We start from the raw sequence: 1,228 nt of genomic DNA, 5'->3' as shown, positions 1-1,228 counted from the left end.
GGTGACGGAGAGATTCGGGACAAGGTAGCGGAATTGCTGCTCGATATCGGCGCCGTCCGCCGTGAGGTAGAGCTGCGAGGTAGTCACATTCCAGAGCGAGGCCTGCCAGTCGACCACGCGCGTGTCGACGTGGCAACTGGCCGATTCGCGCATGAGCAGGTCGATCAGATCCCGGCGCGCAGGCACCGGCGCGGACGGCGGCGTGGCGTATCTGCCTTGCGCGCGATACAGGCCAAGTTGCGCGTAATCGACCACGGAACGGCCAGCGCTCGCCTCCGCCCAGCGCCTTGCACGGGCAATCGCATTGGTGAGGCCGGCTGCGCTGAGGTCGCTGGTGGCCGCATAGCCATAGCCGCCGCGGTGCACGACGGTCACCATCGCGCCGCGGTCGATGCCGGTGGACAGCGGTTGCAGGACATCCTGGCGGACGCTCAACTGCTCGCTGCTTTCCTCCACCAGGCGCAGCGAACAGAAATCAACCGCGGGCACACGGCTGCGGAACAGGGATCGGATGGAATCTAGCAAGTCGGCACTCATGCAATAAGGAATATATGGAGAGACTATGGCGGGCAAGGTTCGTTCATTTCCCTGCATCACTTTTTCATAATGACAGGAAATAATTTGCAACGAAAATGCTGCATTGCGCCATTTTTCTTTGCTTTTCATCAAGACCTGCCCCGCACAGGTGCATGTGTTATCAGTAGAATCGGTCAGGTCATCCCTTTGAGGCGTTCCGTCATGGCAGACTTCAACTGGAGCAATCCCTACCCCACGACGCGCACGCCGCTGTTCGCCCGCAACGTCGTTTCCACTTCCCAGCCCCTCGCGGCGCAAGCCGGCCTGCGCATGCTGCTCAAGGGCGGCAATGCAGTCGATGCGGCGATCGCGTCTGCCGCGGCGCTCACAGTGGTCGAACCGGTATCGAACGGTCTGGGCGGCGATGCATTCGCGATCCTGTGGGACGGGGATCAACTTCACGGTCTGAATGCCTCCGGCCCCGCGCCGCAGGGCTGGAACGTCGAGTATTTCAACAAGAAGCATGGCGGGAAGATCCCCGGCCACGGCTGGGATTCGGTCACCGTGCCGGGCCAGGTCGCCGCCTGGGTGGAGCTGTCGGAAAAGTTCGGCAAGCTGCCCTTCGCGGAATTGTTCGACCCGGCCATCGAGCTGGCCGAGCGCGGATACCTCGTACCGCCGATCGTGCAAAAGAAATGGGCGGCCGCCGTGC

2 protein-coding genes are annotated in these 1,228 nt (G+C 62.4%); one reads left to right on the top strand and one right to left on the bottom strand.

Annotated elements, in window-relative coordinates; genetic code table 11:
* A partial coding sequence (locus AYR66_RS28080) for a PmbA/TldA family metallopeptidase (RefSeq protein ID WP_272938387.1) occupies positions 1–525 on the bottom strand: 525 nt, incomplete at its 3' end.
* 213 nt (positions 526–738) lie between these two features.
* On the opposite strand from AYR66_RS28080, the gene AYR66_RS28075 reads away from it, so the two are divergent.
* On the top strand, positions 739–1,228 hold a 490-nt coding region (locus AYR66_RS28075; protein WP_170942404.1), incomplete at its 3' end, for a gamma-glutamyltransferase.

Source organism: Noviherbaspirillum denitrificans (assembly GCF_002211445.1).
Taxonomy (GTDB): domain Bacteria; phylum Pseudomonadota; class Gammaproteobacteria; order Burkholderiales; family Burkholderiaceae_D; genus Noviherbaspirillum; species Noviherbaspirillum denitrificans.
Note: the sequence above shows the minus strand (reverse complement) of the source record. Positions and strands in the feature narration are given on the sequence as shown.